The 17,395-nt window shown below is 41.1% G+C and carries 16 protein-coding genes; 5 read left to right on the forward strand and 11 right to left on the reverse strand.

Annotated elements, in window-relative coordinates:
* Positions 1 to 73: 73 nt before the first annotated feature.
* Positions 74 to 820, reverse strand: coding sequence for a ferredoxin--NADP(+) reductase (fpr, locus tag JEP71_RS14205; RefSeq protein WP_198620345.1), 747 nt, complete (start codon positions 818 to 820; stop codon positions 74 to 76).
* A gap of 337 nt (positions 821 to 1,157) precedes the next feature.
* Here fpr and emrD point away from each other — a divergent pair, with 337 nt between their 5' ends.
* Positions 1,158 to 2,342 carry a multidrug efflux MFS transporter EmrD gene (gene emrD / locus JEP71_RS14210; RefSeq protein WP_198620346.1) on the forward strand — a complete coding sequence of 395 codons (1,185 nt, stop codon included), beginning with the start codon at positions 1,158 to 1,160 and terminating at the stop codon, positions 2,340 to 2,342.
* A gap of 112 nt (positions 2,343 to 2,454) precedes the next feature.
* On the opposite strand, the gene glpK is transcribed toward emrD, so the two are convergent.
* Positions 2,455 to 3,987 (reverse strand): glycerol kinase GlpK, encoded by a 1,533-nt coding sequence (gene glpK / locus JEP71_RS14215; protein WP_151436595.1) that lies wholly within the window; start codon positions 3,985 to 3,987, stop codon positions 2,455 to 2,457.
* A gap of 42 nt (positions 3,988 to 4,029) precedes the next feature.
* The gene (locus JEP71_RS14220) at positions 4,030 to 4,845 is read right to left on the reverse strand and encodes an MIP/aquaporin family protein (RefSeq protein WP_198620347.1); all 816 of its coding nucleotides are present in this window, start codon (positions 4,843 to 4,845) and stop codon (positions 4,030 to 4,032) included.
* Positions 4,846 to 5,139: 294 nt separating this feature from the next.
* Here JEP71_RS14220 and zapB point away from each other — a divergent pair, with 294 nt between their 5' ends.
* Positions 5,140 to 5,382 (forward strand): septal ring assembly protein ZapB, encoded by a 243-nt coding sequence (gene zapB, locus JEP71_RS14225; RefSeq protein ID WP_109373414.1) that lies wholly within the window; start codon positions 5,140 to 5,142, stop codon positions 5,380 to 5,382.
* A 93-nt stretch (positions 5,383 to 5,475) separates the two neighbouring features.
* Here the strand turns inward: zapB and rraA are convergent, their stop codons facing one another.
* From rraA to priA, 7 genes are all read right to left on the reverse strand, one after another.
* Positions 5,476 to 5,979 carry a ribonuclease E activity regulator RraA gene (gene rraA / locus JEP71_RS14230; RefSeq protein WP_100157725.1) on the reverse strand — a complete coding sequence of 168 codons (504 nt, stop codon included), beginning with the start codon at positions 5,977 to 5,979 and terminating at the stop codon, positions 5,476 to 5,478.
* A 109-nt stretch (positions 5,980 to 6,088) separates the two neighbouring features.
* Positions 6,089 to 7,006 carry a 1,4-dihydroxy-2-naphthoate polyprenyltransferase gene (locus JEP71_RS14235; RefSeq protein ID WP_109373415.1) on the reverse strand — a complete coding sequence of 306 codons (918 nt, stop codon included), beginning with the start codon at positions 7,004 to 7,006 and terminating at the stop codon, positions 6,089 to 6,091.
* A gap of 97 nt (positions 7,007 to 7,103) precedes the next feature.
* Positions 7,104 to 8,438, reverse strand: coding sequence for an HslU--HslV peptidase ATPase subunit (hslU, locus tag JEP71_RS14240; protein ID WP_099073971.1), 1,335 nt, complete (start codon positions 8,436 to 8,438; stop codon positions 7,104 to 7,106).
* A 12-nt stretch (positions 8,439 to 8,450) separates the two neighbouring features.
* Entirely contained in the window at positions 8,451 to 8,981 is a 531-nt protein-coding gene (gene hslV / locus JEP71_RS14245) for an ATP-dependent protease subunit HslV (RefSeq protein WP_006534149.1), read from the reverse strand.
* A 112-nt stretch (positions 8,982 to 9,093) separates the two neighbouring features.
* On the reverse strand, positions 9,094 to 9,891 hold the full coding sequence (ftsN, locus tag JEP71_RS14250) for a cell division protein FtsN (protein WP_109373416.1): 798 nt from the start codon (positions 9,889 to 9,891) through the stop codon (positions 9,094 to 9,096).
* Between the two features lie 70 nt (positions 9,892 to 9,961).
* Complete coding sequence (gene cytR / locus JEP71_RS14255; protein WP_100157721.1) at positions 9,962 to 10,993, reverse strand: DNA-binding transcriptional regulator CytR; 1,032 nt, start codon at positions 10,991 to 10,993, stop codon at positions 9,962 to 9,964.
* A 305-nt stretch (positions 10,994 to 11,298) separates the two neighbouring features.
* Positions 11,299 to 13,500, reverse strand: a complete 2,202-nt coding sequence (gene priA / locus JEP71_RS14260; protein WP_198626431.1) for a primosomal protein N' — start codon at positions 13,498 to 13,500, stop codon at positions 11,299 to 11,301.
* 203 nt (positions 13,501 to 13,703) lie between these two features.
* On the opposite strand from priA, the gene rpmE reads away from it, so the two are divergent.
* Positions 13,704 to 13,916: a 50S ribosomal protein L31 gene (gene rpmE / locus JEP71_RS14265; protein ID WP_006534140.1), complete on the forward strand. Its 213-nt coding sequence runs from the start codon at positions 13,704 to 13,706 to the stop codon at positions 13,914 to 13,916.
* A 212-nt stretch (positions 13,917 to 14,128) separates the two neighbouring features.
* A complete protein-coding gene (gene yjjJ, locus JEP71_RS14270) occupies positions 14,129 to 15,433 on the forward strand; it encodes a type II toxin-antitoxin system HipA family toxin YjjJ (protein ID WP_198620365.1) in 1,305 nt (434 codons plus the stop codon).
* Positions 15,434 to 15,633: 200 nt separating this feature from the next.
* On the opposite strand, the gene metJ is transcribed toward yjjJ, so the two are convergent.
* Positions 15,634 to 15,951 (reverse strand): met regulon transcriptional regulator MetJ, encoded by a 318-nt coding sequence (metJ, locus tag JEP71_RS14275; RefSeq protein ID WP_006534139.1) that lies wholly within the window; start codon positions 15,949 to 15,951, stop codon positions 15,634 to 15,636.
* 283 nt (positions 15,952 to 16,234) lie between these two features.
* On the opposite strand from metJ, the gene metB reads away from it, so the two are divergent.
* Complete coding sequence (gene metB, locus JEP71_RS14280; RefSeq protein WP_198620349.1) at positions 16,235 to 17,395, forward strand: cystathionine gamma-synthase; 1,161 nt, start codon at positions 16,235 to 16,237, stop codon at positions 17,393 to 17,395.

Below are 17,395 nucleotides of genomic sequence, written 5' to 3' on the forward strand. Positions count from 1 at the left end.
TACTTTTTATTAAAATAAATTAATAAGGGCGAAAGAGAAGAATTCGCCCTTATTATTATTTCTCTTTTTCATATTACCAATATTGCTCACTGGTGATATGCCCGGGTTTTCGTCGTAAATGCTTACGCATTTCCCGCTGCTCTTTCAAGAGTTGTTGAGTGTCTCTGACCATTTGTGGATTACCACACAACATAATATGGCTCTCTTCTGGGCTGATGGTTAGGCCAACTGTTTTTTCTAAAGCCCCACTTTCAATGAGTGCAGGAATACGTCCTGTTAATGAGCCAATATGATTTTCACGGCTGACAACGGTTTGAATGCGTAATTTGCCTTGATAACGTTCAACGAGTTTTTCCATTAAAGGTAAATAGCTTAAGTCATTAGCATATCGAACAGCGTGGACAAGAACGATATTTTCAAATCGAGAAAGATCTTCACCTAATTGTAAAATAGAGAGGAAAGGGCCGATAGCGGTGCCTGTCGAAAGCATCCAAAGTGTATTCGCGGTGGGTACTTCTTCTAATACAAAAAAGCCACTGGCTTGTTCGGTCACAAGAACTTCATCACCTATTTTTAGTGCGCACAATTTAGGGCTTAATTTTCCATCAGGCACAGTCACCAGATAGAACTCTAAATTGGGATCATTAGGTGCATTCACATAAGAGTAGGCTCGTTGTACTCGCTCGCCATCAATATCTAGCGCTAATTTTGCAAATTGCCCAGCTGTAAACTTATCAATAGGAGCATTGACGACAAGACTCATTAACGCATCAGTCCAGTGATGAACTTGAGTAACTTTTCCATTCACCCAATTAGCCATAGAGATTATCTCCTTTTGATAAATATGCTTATGTTGATTATTTATTCTAAATAGGAAGCGATTTTTTATTTATCAAGATGGTGTGGTGATGTTATTTATCTGAGATTTTGTCAATCAATGACACAATATGTACATTTATATTGACAGCTATGGTGTTTTTCTCTGACATTAGGTGTCATACAAAAATTGCTGGCTATCTCGCAAATTTCTCCAAATTTGTTAACTTAGTCTCATTTTGAAAAGGCATGCATTTTGCGGAGTTTATTTTTATAAATTCTCTGTGGTGTGTGCCTGTCCGTTAATTTATTTATCTGAAATTCTTGAGCAAAGAAAAGAAATGAGAAAGTTAGAGCATGCAAATCTATTATTATTGATAATTGCACTGGTTGCTGTGGGTCAAATGACTCAAACTATTTATGTTCCTGTTATTGCTGATATGGCCGTTTACTTTGGTGAGCCAACCGGAGCGGTACAGCAAGTTATGGGTGCCTATCTTTTTTCTTATGGTTTTTCACAGCTAATTTATGGACCTATTTCCGACAAAGTAGGGCGCCGTCCTGTTATTTTAGTTGGTATGACTATTTTTTGTTTATCAACACTCGTAGCGATTTTCTCGCAAAATTTAACCACACTGGTGATTGCAAGTACCTTACAAGGGATGGGAACCGGTGTTGCAGGTGTAATGACACGTACCCAACCTCGTGATTTATATACAGGAACTGCATTACGTTACGCCAATAGTTTGTTAAATATGGGCGTTTTAGTTAGCCCATTATTAGCGCCGATGATTGGTGGTGTTGTCGCTCACTTCTTTGGCTGGCATGCGTGTTATATCTTCTTATTATTATTGGGAAGTAGCGTTCTTTTCTGTATGTATCGTTGGATGCCTGAAACACGTCCTGTACAAGTTGAAAAACGTAAAATGTTATCATCATTTTACTTACTGCTTTCAAACAGTACCTTCAGTGCATTTTTAATTATGCTGATTTGTGCGTTATCAGGTATTGCGGTCTTTGAGGCATCAAGCGGTGTATTGATGGGCGGCGTGTTGGGATTAAATAGTATTACTATCAGTATATTATTTATTTTGCCTATTCCCGCTGCATTTTTTGGTGCTTGGTATGCAGGCCGTGAAGGCAAAACCTTTGTACAGCTGATGTGGCATTCTGTGTTTTGTTGTTTATCCGCAGGGATTTTAATGTGGATCCCCGGTTGGCTAAATATTATTAATATTTGGACTTTATTAGTACCCGCAGCACTATTTTTCTTTGGTGCAGGTATGCTATTCCCATTAGCAACAACAGGGGCGATGGAGCCATTCCCTTATTTAGCGGGTTCAGCAGGTGCACTGGTGGGTGGTTTACAAAATGTAGGTTCCGGTGTAGCAACATGGTTTTCTGCTTTACTGCCACAACATAATCAATTCAGTTTAGGTATGATTATGTTTGCTATGTCAGTAGTGATTATGCTTTGTTGGCTTCCTTTGGCTCATCGTTTTAGCCATGAAGAACATACTATTTAGTTGATTGATGTAGTGACTGAAATAAAAAATGCCGAGATAAAAATCTCGGCATTTTGGTTTTGTAGCCTAGGCTACTTCTCTCTCAAACAGTTTTACTGCAACCTTTACTGAATTAACCGCGATCTTCCCATTCTTGAGCGCGAGCGACGGCTTTTTTCCAGCCGTTATAGCGATAGTTACGCTCAGTGGTTTCGATGCCAGGGCGGAATTCCTTATCAATAGCGGCTTTGTTTTTCACTTCTTCTAAATCACTCCAAAAACCGATAGCAAGACCAGCAAGGAATGCAGCACCTAATGCGGTACTTTCACGAACAACAGGGCGTTCTACACGCGTACCTAAAATATCGGATTGGAACTGCATTAAGAAGTTGTTGGCAACAGCACCACCATCAACACGCAGTGATTGTAAACGTGCGCCTGAATCAGCTTGCATTGCATCAAGCACATCGCGTGTTTGATAAGCGATAGACTCTAAGGTTGCACGAATAATGTGATTACGGTTAGCGCCACGGGTTAAACCAAAAATAGCACCACGGGCATACGGATCCCAATATGGTGCGCCTAAACCTGTAAATGCAGGAACAACATAGACGCCATTAGTATCATTAACTTTAGTTGCGAAGTATTCAGAGTCAGTAGCTTCATCAATGAGTTTTAGCTCATCACGTAGCCATTGAATAGAAGCACCACCAACGAATACCGCACCTTCTAGGGCATAGTTCACTTCACCGCGAGGACCACAACAAATTGTTGTTAACAAACCATGATTAGAACGAACTGCTTCTTTACCTGTATTCATCAGTAAGAAGCAACCCGTACCATAGGTATTTTTTGCCATGCCGCTTTGTACGCAAAGCTGACCATAAAGTGCAGCTTGTTGGTCACCCGCCATACCGGCAATAGGAATACGTGTCCCCCCTTTACCACCAATGTTTGTTTGGCCATAAACTTCTGAAGATGGCACTACTTTTGGTAGCATATTGCGAGGAATATCCAGCAGATCGAGGATTTTTTGATCCCAATCTAAAGAGTGGATATTAAATAACATGGTACGTGAGGCGTTAGTGAAATCTGTAACGTGAACGCGACCTTGTGTCATTTTCCAAACTAACCAAGTATCAACAGTACCGAATAACAATTCGCCTTTTTCTGCTTTTTCACGAGCGCCTTCGACGTTGTCGAGGATCCATTTTAATTTTGTACCAGAGAAATAAGGGTCAACCATTAAACCCGTGTTTTGACGGATATATTCTTCAACACCTTCTTTATCTTTTAAGCGAGTACAGAAATCCGCAGTACGACGGCATTGCCATACAATTGCATTATAAACAGGTTTACCCGTTTCTTTATCCCATACAATGGTGGTTTCACGTTGGTTTGTGATACCAATACCTGCAACGTGGTCGGATGGAATATCTGCTTTTGCTAATACTTCAACTAAGGTTGCACTTTGTGTCGCCCAAATTTCCATTGGATCGTGTTCAACCCAGCCTGGCTTAGGATAGATTTGGGTGAATTCACGTTGTGAAATACTGACGATATTGGCATCGTGGTCAATGACTACGGCGCGTGAACTGGTTGTACCCTGATCCAGTGCAACAATGTATTTTTTCTCGGTATTCGATGTATTTGTTTCTGTCGTCATGTTAGTAACCTGTTCTGATAATCAACAATATTGCTCTTAATTTTATTTATCGTCTTCAATTTTGCAGGTATCGCAAGGTAAGTGACGGCCAATTAATTTACGGTAAGCCAATGCACCTAAGATACCACCGATAAATGGAGCAATCATTGGAACTAAGAAATAAGGGATATCACGTCCACCAGTCAGCGCAATATCACCCCAGCCAGCAAAGTACGCAACCAGTTTTGGACCAAAGTCACGAGCTGGGTTTAAGGCGAATCCAGTTAATGGGCCAAATGCACCACCGATTACGGCAATTAAGATACCAATTAATAAAGGTGCTAATGGACCTTTAGGTACACCGTTACCATCATCAGTTAAGGCTAAAATTAAGCCAACTAATATAACGGCAATGATAACTTCAACAAAAAAGGCATGTACAACGGAAATTTGAGCTGCAGGATAAGTTGAAAATACACCAGCAGTGAAGAGACTTTCTTGTGAGCCTCTGACAATGCCATTAACTTGTTCGTAGTCGAGGAAAACACTGTAGTACATAAAATACACAATAGCAGCGGCAAAGAAGCCACCTAACATTTGTGCAATAATATAAGGGATAACTTTTCTGCGTTCAAAGCAAGCAAATAACCAAAATGCAACGGTAACTGCTGGGTTTAAGTGAGCACCAGATGTGCCCGCGGTAAGATAAACGGCTAAGGCAACACCCAGCCCCCAGATAATACTTATCTCCCACAGTCCTAGCTCTGCGCCTGCAATACGTACCGCAGCAACACAACCAAGACCAAAGAAGACTAGTAACGCAGTTCCGATAAATTCAGAAATGCATTGACCCATAAGAGAGGTTTTCGTCTGGCTCATATATTCTATCCTGAAAGAGGGTTATTTATTGTTAGTATTCTTTTCGAATTGAAAAGATAACTGTGAATTTATCGTTAATGAGCGTAAACGAGAATAAGCGAAATTGAAATTTGTGTGTCTCATCAAGAAAATGAGTGAAAACGCTCTTAATTAGTGACTTGTTCGACATTTGTAATGTGATCTGACCAGTATTTTTGATAAATTGAAAAAAGAATGTAATTCCTCGGAAGATGCTAGACAGTTGTTGATAGGCTACTTACAATCGGAAGTATCGATTATATGGGGGATTACAGTATGTCATTTGAAGTTTTCGAGAAGTTAGAATCAAAAGTACAACAAGCAATTGATACCATCACGTTATTACAGATGGAAATCGAAGAGTTAAAAGAAAAAAATAACGCGCTGAGCCAAGAAGTTCAAGAAGCAGCAGGATCACGCGAAGCCCTTGTTCGTGAAAATGAAGAACTGAAACAAGAGCAATCAACTTGGCAAGAGCGTTTACGCGCGCTGTTAGGCAAAATGGAAGACGTGCAATAATTGTCTTTATTTGCTTAAAGCCTAAAAAACAAAAGCCACCGTTAGGTGGCTTTTGAGTATTGAAATCGTAAGAACGCAGATAAAAAGTAACAATTACTCTTCAATCAAATCTTCATCTAAGCCTAATGGCTCTTCAGATAAAATGATCCCTGTGTTATCAGCATAAAGATAATCACCAGAGAAGAAGGTAACACCACCGAAGTTAACACGGATATCACTTTCACCAATGCCTTCACTTTGGCAACCCGCAGGAATAGCAGCCATTGCTTGAATACCTAAATCAAGCTCTGATAATGCATCAACTTGACGTACGGCGCCGTAAACGACAATGCCTTCCCATTCATTAGAAACAGCAAGTCGCGCTAGTTCAGCATCAACTAAGGCTTTACGTACAGAGCCACCGCCATCGACCAAAAGAATACGACCCTTGCCATTTTCTTCGAGTAAGTCATAAAGCAGGCCATTATCTTCAAAACATTTAACGGTGATGATTTGCCCGTTAAAGGCACTTTGACCACCAAAGTTTGAGAAAAGCGGTTCTACGACATTGATATCTTCTTGATAGATATCACAGAGTTCAGAAGTATCATATTTCATAGGAGATTACGTCAGGTTGCCACAGGAAAGTCCAGTATATCCCTTAACAGGGGCGGTTGGCAAAAGACTCACTGAAAATTCAGTGAGTCAAATCAACAATCGAGTGAAATTATTCTAAAACTAAACCTAAAGAGAAAAGAACGTTAGTTAACAGTGCTGCTTTTACCATATGTTCGAGTAGTGGACGCATCGCCTCACCTGAATGATCGGCATTCACACGTTTGATATGCAGTAAAAGCATAGGGGTGGCGAGTAAAAATAACCACGCGGTCCAGCGATGCATATAAAGTAGAGTGAAGATAATTAAGCAGGCAATAGAGAGAAAAATAACACACGTATGGTAAGTTCGTGAGCCAGCAGGGCCTAAGCGAACAGCTAATGTATGTTTACCTGCCTGAATATCACTTTCTAAATCTCGCATATTATTAATGTTTAGAACAGCGACAGAAAGTAAACCACAGGCTGTGGCAGGAAGTAGGGTAACAATATCAAAAGTGTTGGATTGTAAGTAATAAGTTCCGATGACACTTAACCAGCCAAAGAAAATTAAAACAGAGATATCACCCAGCCCCATATAACCATAAGGGCGCTTACCCACGGTATAAGTAATCGCAGCAACAATAGCGAGTAAACCCATCACTAAGAAGCCAATAGCATCTTCTGGCTTTTTACAGGCGACAATAATCAGTGCAATACCACAGATACAGGAAATAATAACATTTAGGATCAGCGCTTTTTTCATTTGAGCCGCTGTTATTATGCCTTTTTGCATTCCACGAAGTGGCCCTAAACGCTCTTCAGTATCTGTTCCTTTTACGGCATCACCATAGTCATTGGCAAGGTTTGATAAGATCTGTAACGTTCCTGCTGTCAATATAGCAAGCAGTGCAATAGGTAGCTCAAAATGACCCATCCAATACGCTAATGCGGAACCAGTCACAATGGCAATTAACCCTAAAGGTAGAGTTTTGGGTCGTAAACTTTCAAGCCAGGCTTGGGTCCGGCTAGTGGAATTTAGAGAGCTCATGCTGAAATTCGATACTCATGTTCGTTGTTATTATAAAAATAAGAATGGGAGGCAAGCCTCCCACGTAAATATTGCTGATAAGGATCGCACAAGTTGATTATAAAATAAATCGACTCAGATCTTCATCTGCGACAAGCTCATCCAGATGCTGTTTCACATATTCTGCATCAATCAATACTGATTGACCTTGACGTTCACTTGCATCGTAGGAAATTTCTTCCATCAAACGTTCTAAAACAGTATGCAAACGACGAGCACCGATATTTTCAGTGGTTTCGTTTACGCGCCATGCTGATTCAGCAATTTTGCGAATACCGTCTTCGGTGAAGCTAATAGACACACCTTCGGTTGCCATTAATGCTTCATACTGTTTTGTTAACGATGCATTAGGTTCAGTTAGAATACGCTCAAAATCTTCTGCTGTCAGCGCTTGAAGTTCAACACGAATTGGCAGACGTCCTTGTAATTCAGGAATTAAATCAGAAGGACTTGAAACTTGGAAAGCGCCTGATGCAATAAACAGAATATGGTCTGTTTTTACCATACCGTGTTTTGTTGAAACTGTACAACCTTCAACCAGTGGTAAGAGGTCACGCTGTACACCTTCACGAGAAACGTCAGGGCCAGAACTTTGTCCACCACGTTTACAGATTTTATCTACTTCATCAATAAAGACGATACCGTGTTGTTCTACCGCATCAATAGCTTGCTGTTTAAGCTCTTCAGGGTTAACTAATTTAGCAGCTTCTTCTTCAACAATAAGCTTAAACGCATCTTTGATTTTCATCTTGCGCGCTTTTTGCTTTTGTCCCGCTAAATTTTGGAACATAGATTGTAATTGGTTCGTCATCTCTTCCATTCCTGGAGGAGCCATAATTTCAACACCCATTGGTGTTGCAGATAACTCAATTTCAATCTCTTTATCGTCTAATTGGCCTTCACGTAATTTTTTACGGAAAGATTGACGTGCAGCTGAAGGTTCTGATGCTTGTTCTGTTACGCCCCAGTTATTTTTTGCTGGTGGAATAAGTACATCAAGGATACGTTCTTCAGCCATTTCCTCAGCGCGGAAGCGATTTTTTTCAATTGCTTGGCTACGTACCATTTTTACCGCAGAGTCGGTTAAGTCACGGATAATAGAATCGACTTCTTTACCCACATAACCCACTTCGGTGAATTTAGTTGCTTCGACTTTGATGAAAGGTGCATTTGCCAATTTTGCTAAACGGCGTGCAATTTCAGTTTTACCAACACCGGTAGGTCCAATCATCAGAATATTTTTAGGTGTGACTTCATGGCGTAGCGCTTCATCAAGCTGCATACGACGCCAGCGGTTACGTAGGGCAATCGCCACAGCACGTTTCGCTTTATCTTGACCAATAATAAATCTATCAAGTTCACTGGCAATTTCGCGAGGAGTCATTTCAGACATGCTCTCTAATCCTTACTCTTTTGAAGAGAGTTCTTCAAAGTTGACATTATGGTTAGTGTAAATACAGATATCTCCAGCGATGCTAAGTGCTTTCTCAGCAATTTCTCGTGCAGAAAGTTCAGTATTTTCTAGCATAGCTCTAGCCGCTGCTTGTGCATAAGGGCCACCGGAACCGATAGCAATTAAATCGTTTTCTGGTTGAACCACATCACCATTACCTGTGATGATAAGAGATGTATTTTCATCTGCAACAGCAAGCAACGCTTCTAATTTGCGTAGCATTCTGTCTGTGCGCCAATCTTTAGCAAGTTCTACCGCAGCTTTAGTTAAATGCCCTTGGTGAAGTTCTAATTTGCGCTCAAACAGTTCAAAAAGAGTAAAAGCATCAGCAGTGCCGCCAGCAAATCCCGCAATGACTTTGTCGTTATAAAGACGGCGTACTTTGCGAACATTGCCTTTCATGACGGTATTACCCATCGTCGCCTGTCCATCACCACCGATTACAACTTGACCCTTACGGCGAACACTTACGATTGTAGTCATGAGTCAGCCCCTGGTTTAATCAATAAAAATGAGACGGGAAGTGTCTTTATTTAAGATAAAGCACTGCCCGTTGTGTGAATTAGAATTATAGGTGGGGGAGAAAATTTATTTTTCAACCCCCAGAAGAGCGAAGAATACAACCTGATACGCCAGCTCCAGCTGCTTGTCTACTCACAGAGTTGGCTTGTTCTTTACTGTAAGGACCTGATAAGACGCGGATCCAACCATCATTTCCTTTCGTTACTCGGCTTTCAACACCCGAAAAAGCCAGAGTTGCTCTCACTGATTCAGCTTGTTCGGTATTTTTAAATGAGCCGCATTGCACTAAAAAGTTTGCTTCAGTAACAGCAGGTTTAGGCGGTGTAACAATTGCAGGTACAGGTACTTGCGGTGGTTGAGTTTGTACAGGCTGTTGTGCAACAGAAGGTGTTGTTGTTGCAGGTGGTGTTACAACCACTTGTGAGCGCGGTACTTCACCATTGTAAGGCACTTCTGGCAGTTGAACAGCAGGTTGACGCTTATCCGCTTCAATTTGTTGTAAAAAACGTAACTGCTCAGGCGAAAGTGTTGCTTTCGGATTAATCTGGCTACCCGATGAAGGATATTCAGGCTGTAAAGGCGTACCGACCTGACGATTTTCCAATTCTTTAATATATTGCCAACGCTCTTGCGGTTTTGGCGGTAGGCTATTCGCTGGATGTTGCCCAGTGATGGTTGGCGTTGTTTCTACGGCTTCTTTTTTATCATGTGTAATAAAATAGAGGCCGCCGATAAACAGCGCCACAATAGCGATTGCCGCAATAAGCGTCGTTAAAGGCAGCCCTTTAGCAGCCTTTTTGCTTTTACTTTTCGTTGTCTTTTTACGACGAGCAGATGTCTGCCCTCGTCCCACATAGTCTCGTTGTGCCACAGTTCGATTCGCTGATAATTAAAGGAATAGGTATCACAAACGATATGTTACTTAACATAGTGTGTTTTGCCTAGCTTTTAAGCCGACAGACACTCTCTCTTATAATTAGCTCACAATCTAATAAGCGAGAACCAGGTGCAACAGGTCTACCTTGTAGTTGATCGAGTAATAACAACATAGATTCACGACCAATTTGATAACGAGGTTGCTCCATTGTTGTTAGGGCTGGTTCGCTATAACGTGTGATATCAAGATTATCAAAACCAATCACAGAGAGATCTTTAGGGAGCTCTAATCCTAATTTTTTCGCCTGCCACATAACGCCAATTGCCATAATATCACTATGACAGAACACGGCTGTTGGTGGCTCAGGTAAAGAAATCAGCTTTTTCAGACTTTCTGCACCGCTTTCATGGGTAAAATCACCACGGATAATATAATCTTCACGCAAAGGTACGCCTGTTCTACGCATAGCTTGAATATAGCCTTGCAAGCGATAACGACATAAAGGCATATCTTCAGGGCCTGTAATACATGCAATACGCTTATGACCCATTTGCTGTAAATAGTGTGTTGCTCTAAAAGATGCCGTGAGATTATCAATATGCACGGTAGGTAATTCGAGTTCAGGCGCAAACTCATTTGCCATGATCATCGGTGGTAAATTTTTCTGTTCTTCTTTGGAAACATCAAAAGGGATATGTGAGCCAAGAAGTAACATACCGTCAATTTGTTTGGTGATAATGAGATTAATAAAGGCATTTTCATGTTTTTGCTGATGCTTACAATCACCAATTAACACGAGATAACCATGTTGAGCAGCGGTTTCTTCGATGCCACACACAACATCAGTAAAAAATGGATCGCTGATGTTAGGTACGATCACAAGGATCGTTTTTGACTCGTTACGCTTAAGGTTTTTTGACAGGTTATGTGGGTAATAGCCCACATCAAGAACAGCCTGTTCAACTTTCTGACGGGTTTGTGAGGATACTTTTTCCGGATTCATTAAAGTACGTGACACAGTTGCTGTGGACACGCCGGCTGCAAGGGCAACATCTTTCATTGTTGCTTGCGTATTATCTTTATTATTCTGTTGCAAACCCCATACCTCCCTTCTGGATGGTTTAGTTAAACGATTGCTTTTTTGTTGCAAAAAAACCGCCAATATTCAAAAAAGGATTTTATCGACGGTTTTTAATTCAAGAAATATTCTAAATTGTTATTCTACCCACTTTTTAAATAGATACTGTTACCTAGTTTGCATAAAAAATGTGATACCAATCGTTTTTATGAGGTAGTTCGCAAAATTGATAAATAATCTCGGGCTGTAACGAGTATTCAAGCAAAATTGTATCCGCAACATAAGTCTGACTAAAATATTCCCCATTTGAGCAGGAAAGATCCTTAACAGTCTGTTGGGTCAACATCAATATTCCATTTCACTTTTTTACTCTCAGGTAAGGCGACAATCTGAGGATAAGTGACAGACATCAATTTTTGTAAATAACCCCGTGAAGGATGCTGGAGCAATAATTGCCAACGATAATTTCCACCTCGTTTAGCTTGAATTGCTGGAACGGGTCCCATTACCCATAAATTCGCGTCTCGCATTGGGTGTTGTTCAAAAAACTGTTTGAGCTGTCGTAAGAACTGAGGCGCACGCTGATTATTGTGATCTTCAGAGCGGATCATAATATGGCTAGAATAAGGCGGTAAAAAAGTCGCTTGTCGCTCTTGCAAAGCTTCTTTAGTGAAAGCGTCATAACCTTTTTCTAATAGTGTCAGCAAAAGAGGGTGATCAGGCTGGTGAGTTTGTAAATACACCGCGCCTTGTTTACCCGCACGACCCGCACGACCTGATACTTGTATATAAAGCTGAGCAAAGCGTTCGGCTGCACGAAAATCACTGGAGAACAGAGCGCCATCCACATCAAGTAAAGCCACTAAGGTGACATCAGGAAAGTGATGCCCTTTGGCTAGCATCTGTGTACCAATAAGAATGCGTGAGCCACCCTGATAAATATCTTCCAGTTGTTGCTCTAAAGCACCTTTGCGACTTGTTGTATCTTTATCAATTCGCGTCACTGGTGTATCAGGAAATAATTTACCAATTCCTTGCTCAAGTTGTTCGGTTCCTAATCCTACGGGGATTAAATTAGTTGAACCACATTGTGGGCATTGTGCTGGAATTCGTCGCTGACTATCACATTGATGGCAACGTAGCATGCCATGTTTTTGGTGGATCGTATAATAGTGATCGCAGCGAGGGCATTCTGCTATCCAACCACATTCATGGCATAACAATGCAGGTGAAAATCCTCGGCGATTTAAAAAGAGCATTACTTGGTTACCTGCATTAAGGTGCTCTTTTATTGCTTTAATCAGAATTGGAGACAACCCTGTTGTCAGCGGTTGCCCTTTTAAATCAATTAAATGCTCTGTTGCGGGTTTTGCATTGCCTGCACGTTGAGTCAGCGTGAGTTGTTGATATTTCTTTTGCTCAACATTAAAACTAGTTTCAATTGATGGGGTTGCGGTTCCCATCACGATAGGAATGTTTTCTTGCTTTGCTCGGAAAACGGCGAGATCACGAGCATGGTAACGCCAACCATCTTGTTGTTTATAAGAGCCATCATGCTCTTCATCGATAATAATAATGCCAAGATGCTGAAAAGGGGTTAGAAGTGCCGATCGTGTGCCAATAATAATGGCGTTATCACCTCGTTTTGCTCGTAACCAAACGGCTAAGCGTTCAGTATCATTTAATCCTGAATGAAGCACATCAACAGGGGCATTAAAGCGTGCTTTAAAACGGCGGATTGTTTGGGGTGTTAAACCAATTTCAGGCACCAGTACCAGTGCTTGTTTACCTTGCGCGAGAATTTTTTCTAATACACTTAAATAAACTTCCGTTTTTCCTGAACCTGTAATACCCAATAATAACCAAGGTGAGAACTGGTCAGCCTGCGCGGTGATTGCACCTACTGCAATAGCTTGTTCTGTGTTTAACTTAAAACGTTCGCCTTGAACCGCAAGATCATTGTGCCAGTGTATAGGAGCTGGTTGAATAGGGCGAAGGTCTGCAAACTCTTTCTTTTTTAAGTTATTAAGTGTTGCAGTTGTGATTTCAAATTCATCAAGTTGATGGCGATATAAAGGTGTACGGCGAAGGGCAGCTAATGCTTGTTGCTGTTTTTTTGCACCTTTTAAACTATTGAGATCGAGATTAATCCCCTCTTCAGTAGCATACCATTGCCATAATGGTGTGAATTCTGCGGGTTTTCCTTGTCGTAATAAAATCGGCATAGCATGAAATAGCACTTCCCCTAAAGGATAGTGATAATAAGCCGATGCCCAATTTAACATATCCCACAAAACACCCGGAAAGAGTGTTTCGCTATCAAGGATCTCATCAATTGGCTTTAGCTTTTCGATAGGAAACTCACTGTGTGTACTGAGTCCTTTGACAATACCAAGAGAGCGGCGTTTATTACCAAAAGGCACGATCACCCGACTGCCGATAACAGGCGCATCAATCCCTTCTGGTAACAGGTAATCAAAAGAGGAGAATAGTGGTACAGGTAAAATTACCTGAACTATAGTCATATCAGGGTTTCCGAGAGTTTTAGCGAAAAGATGACACTAAGAATATCACAAAAAGTGTGCAGATTTCATTGCGCGTTTAGCGGATATTCTGTATGATCCGCCCCCTTTGGTAGATAAATTACCAAACACTTAATTTCAATCAACACGACGTGTGGTGTTCGGCTGTGGGCTGAATGGCGACACGGCCTTAGTAGAGGTTTTCCATGCAAAAAGATATCCATCCTAAATACGAAGAAATTACTGCATCTTGTTCTTGCGGTAACGTTATGAAAATCAACTCCACTGCAGGTCATAACCTGAATCTGGACGTTTGTGACAAATGCCACCCATTCTATACTGGTAAACAACGTGATGTTGCAACTGGTGGTCGTGTTGATCTGTTCAACAAACGCTTCAAAATTCCAGGCAGCAAATAAGATATTTGTTGTCACAAGATGTCAGCCTAGTCTGGCATCTTGCAGACAGTTCGGAATTGAAGAAAAGCCCAAAGTTTTTGCTTTGGGCTTTTTTTATGGGCAAAGTCCTCTCTTTTTAGATAACGTTTTTGGTAGTGACAAGCCAGATCACAACTGATAAATTATCTATTCATCCATCTATTCACTTACCTATTCATAAAGCAATTAATATCATGACAATACGCTCTGAATTGATACGGCAAATACTACGTAATGAACCTAGGTCAGCAAGACAACTTACTGATATTATGAATATTAGCCAGCCAACATTGTCACGGGCATTAAACGCGCTAAGTGATGATATTGTGCGAATTGGTTCAGGATCTTCTATTCAATATGCTTTACGCGATAGTTCCCGTGGGTTTAATTCAGTTCCTATTTATCGTATAAATGAAGAAGGTAAGGTCAAGCCGCTAGGTAAATTGACGCCAGTTTTCCCAGAAGGTTTCGTCATGGAGCGGATAGACAATGTGAACCGACATAGTGAAGGTTTGCCATGGTGGTTATTGGATATGCGTCCCCAAGGATATCTTGGGAGAGCATATGCTTCAGCCTATTCGGCTGAGCTTGGTTTGCCCCAAAACCCAGATCGTTGGTCTGATACCGATATAATCAGAGCATTACTGACTCATGGACATGATGCAGTGGGAAATCTGCTAATAGGAGAGCAGGCAAGAGATCAATTTTTGGGTATGCAGACACCAGAAATTGTTGAGCGTGATAAAACTTATCCCACATTAGCACGAGCTGTTAGTTCGGGAGAGGATCCTGGTTCATCCGCTGGTGGGGAGCAACCCAAATTCTGCACCTATACAGAGAAAGGTCATGTTATCGTAAAATTTACGGCGCCTGACGATAATGCTGTTAGTGAGCGTTGGCGTGATCTGCTTCAAGCTGAGCATCTGGCATTAAAAGTACTTGGAGTTGAAACAGAGGTATTTGATTTTGAAGGGCAACGCTTCCTCGAAATCCCACGATTTGATCGTGTAGGCCCACTAGGTCGTATAGGTCTTTTTTCTTTACAAGCACTAGATGCTGAGTTTATAGGACGGGCAAGGGAGCCTTGGCCAGTATTAGTTAATGAGCTAATTAAGCAAAAACGAGTTCATTCAGAGGCTGCGATTAGCACGGCACGCCGTTGGGCATTTGGTATGTTGATTGGAAATACTGATATGCATCATGGCAATTTGTCGTTTATCAGTAGACATGGCCGCCCATATGAGCTTTCACCCGCCTACGATATTTTACCAATGGGATTTGCGCCTAAGTCTGGTGGTGAAATAGTCAATACACTTCGTCCAGTGACATTACTTGATGGGATCAGCTGTGAAATCTGGCAGGAATGTTTAGAGTTGGCCGAGCAGTTTTATACTTTAGCTGAGAGCTGTAATTGTTTTTCTGACAATTTTTCTCCATGCCTTAAAGCGTTACGTAGTCATCTTGATGAAGCAAGTTCGCGTATATCTCGTCTAGGGTGATGACAAATAGACCTAAAAAATTAATTTAAGATGATGTGTTGCTGGATTTTGTTCATGCGGTTGATGAGAACAATCTTCGATACATACCGAAAGAACCCCCTCTCGCTAAAAGCTAGGGGGGCATAATCTGAAGCCCAAAGTTTTTGCTTTGGGCTTTTTTGTTCGTGTTAATCAAGCAATAAGTCAAAAACTGACGCTGATTAATACTCCCAAGTATCGGGATCAACCCCGCGCTGGCGCATTATTTCTTTTGCCTCTTCAGGGATTTCATCGTTACGTTCTTTACGTAAGTCTTCATCATTTGGGAGAGGCTGTCCGGTAAATGCGTGCAAAAATGCTTCACACAATAATTCACTATTGGTTGCATGTTTTAGGTTATTAACCTGACGGCGAGTGCGTTCATCGGTCAAAATTTTTAGCACTTTCAATGGAATTGAAACTGTAATTTTTTTAACTTGCTCACTCTTTTTGCCATGCTCAGCGTAAGGGCTGATATATTCACCGTTCCATTCAGCCATGGATTACCTTAATTAATATCATTTAGTTGAAGTCAGAATAGGGTTAACCCACATTCTGATGGGCAATACCAGTTTATCATGACTTTTCTAAAACCACCGACTCTTCTGGCTGAAGGTGAGAGAAAAAGTAACAGTCACTGGCGATATTCTTAATCTGTGTATTATTCCATTACTTAATCTATCCGTAAAGTAGTTTAGATGGCTAGATGTATTGACGTCTTGGTGTCTAATTGGATATGCTGTCATTCGACGTTTCCACTTATCGCTGTGACAAGGTGCCTGTATGACGAAGAAAACAGCAACAATTGCTATCCATAATGGGCTAAATGAAGACACTCAATTTGGTTGTGTCGTACCGCCTATCTATCTTTCTAGTACCTATAATTTTTTAGAGTTTAATCAGCCCCGTGCTCATGATTATTCTCGTCGAGGTAATCCAACACGCGATATGGTGCAAAAGGCATTAGCCGAGCTAGAAGGTGGAGTGGGGGCAGTTGTCACTAGCAGTGGAATGTCAGCTATTCATTTAATTTGTACGGTTTTTCTAAAACCTGGCGATGTGATTGTTGCGCCTCATGATTGTTATGGAGGAAGCTATCGCCTTTTTAACAGCCAACAAGAGCGTGGTGCTTACCGTGTGATTTTCGTTGATCAAAATGATGATATTGCACTTAAGCAAGCTTTAGCGCATCAGCCTAAAATTGTTTTTATCGAAACACCAAGTAATCCTCTTTTAAGAATAACGGATATTCAAAAAATCAGTGAACTTGCTCATCAACAAGGTGCTTTAGTGGTTGCTGATAACACCTTTATGAGCCCTGTCTTGCAAAAGCCGTTAGCATTAGGCGCTGATATTGTTGTGCACTCATGCACAAAATATCTTAATGGACACTCAGATATTGTCGCTGGTGTTGTTATCTGTCAGTGTCAGAAACAGCTTGAGGAGCTAAGCTGGTGGGCGAATAATATTGGCGTCACATCTGGCGCATTTGATAGCTATTTATTATTACGAGGCATAAGAACATTAGTTCCTCGAATTCGACTTCAGCAAGAAAATGCACAGGCATTAGTGGCGTTTTTACAAGCACAGCCATTAGTCGAAAAAATGTATTACCCCGCACTGGAAAATCATGTTGGTCATCAAATAGCAAAAAAACAGCAACAAGGTTTCGGTGCAATGTTAAGTTTTGAGTTAAAAGGGGGATTGGATGTGATTAAACTCTTTTTATCTCAATTAACACTCTTTACACTGGCAGAATCTTTAGGTGGGGTAGAAACCTTAATTTGTCACCCTGCCACCATGACACATGCAGGTATGTCAGAAGAAGCGAAAAAAACAGCAGGGATCAGCCCCTCATTACTTCGTATCTCGGTGGGTATTGAAGATAGCCAGGATTTAATCAATGATTTGCAAAGTGCGTTTGATGCAGCAACTAAAAGGTAA

Source organism: Proteus sp. PR00224 (assembly GCF_016238105.1).
Classification (GTDB): Bacteria; Pseudomonadota; Gammaproteobacteria; order Enterobacterales; family Enterobacteriaceae; genus Proteus.

What these genes read in the sequence shown, in the direction of transcription:
- glpK (WP_151436595.1), bottom strand. Translation starts at nt 3,987, where the DNA reads ATGACGACAGAAACAAATACATCGAATACCGAGAAAAAATACATTGTT.
- metB (WP_198620349.1), top strand. Translation starts at nt 16,235, where the DNA reads ATGACGAAGAAAACAGCAACAATTGCTATCCATAATGGGCTAAATGAA.
- priA (WP_198626431.1), bottom strand. Translation starts at nt 13,500, where the DNA reads ATGACTATAGTTCAGGTAATTTTACCTGTACCACTATTCTCCTCTTTT.
- rraA (WP_100157725.1), bottom strand. Translation starts at nt 5,979, where the DNA reads ATGAAATATGATACTTCTGAACTCTGTGATATCTATCAAGAAGATATC.
- fpr (WP_198620345.1), bottom strand. Translation starts at nt 820, where the DNA reads ATGGCTAATTGGGTGAATGGAAAAGTTACTCAAGTTCATCACTGGACT.
- JEP71_RS14235 (WP_109373415.1), bottom strand. Translation starts at nt 7,006, where the DNA reads ATGAGCTCTCTAAATTCCACTAGCCGGACCCAAGCCTGGCTTGAAAGT.
- metJ (WP_006534139.1), bottom strand. Translation starts at nt 15,951, where the DNA reads ATGGCTGAATGGAACGGTGAATATATCAGCCCTTACGCTGAGCATGGC.
- hslU (WP_099073971.1), bottom strand. Translation starts at nt 8,438, where the DNA reads ATGTCTGAAATGACTCCTCGCGAAATTGCCAGTGAACTTGATAGATTT.
- zapB (WP_109373414.1), top strand. Translation starts at nt 5,140, where the DNA reads ATGTCATTTGAAGTTTTCGAGAAGTTAGAATCAAAAGTACAACAAGCA.
- emrD (WP_198620346.1), top strand. Translation starts at nt 1,158, where the DNA reads ATGAGAAAGTTAGAGCATGCAAATCTATTATTATTGATAATTGCACTG.
- rpmE (WP_006534140.1), top strand. Translation starts at nt 13,704, where the DNA reads ATGCAAAAAGATATCCATCCTAAATACGAAGAAATTACTGCATCTTGT.
- yjjJ (WP_198620365.1), top strand. Translation starts at nt 14,129, where the DNA reads ATGACAATACGCTCTGAATTGATACGGCAAATACTACGTAATGAACCT.
- hslV (WP_006534149.1), bottom strand. Translation starts at nt 8,981, where the DNA reads ATGACTACAATCGTAAGTGTTCGCCGTAAGGGTCAAGTTGTAATCGGT.
- JEP71_RS14220 (WP_198620347.1), bottom strand. Translation starts at nt 4,845, where the DNA reads ATGAGCCAGACGAAAACCTCTCTTATGGGTCAATGCATTTCTGAATTT.